The following is a 254-nucleotide window of genomic DNA, read 5'->3' on the forward strand; positions in this document are numbered from 1 at the left end:
GGTGGTTGAAGCCCTGAAACGTTACCCGGAAGTGAACGCGTCTATCGACGGCGATGACGTGGTTTACCACAACTATTTCGACGTCAGCATGGCGGTTTCTACGCCGCGCGGCCTGGTGACACCGGTACTGCGTGATGTCGATACCCTCGGCATGGCAGACATCGAGAAGAAAATCAAAGAGCTGGCAGTCAAAGGCCGTGACGGCAAGCTGACCGTTGAAGATCTGACCGGTGGTAACTTCACCATCACCAACG

General features: G+C 55.5%; 1 protein-coding gene. It reads left to right on the forward strand.

Annotation, left to right across the window (positions count from 1 at the left end):
• A partial coding sequence (locus SB756_RS32590) for a 2-oxo acid dehydrogenase subunit E2 (RefSeq protein WP_410913578.1) occupies positions 1-254 on the forward strand: 254 nt, incomplete at both ends.

The organism is Pseudomonas sp. SIMBA_068, assembly GCF_046534705.1.
Taxonomy (GTDB): Bacteria; Pseudomonadota; Gammaproteobacteria; order Pseudomonadales; family Pseudomonadaceae; genus Aquipseudomonas; species Aquipseudomonas putida.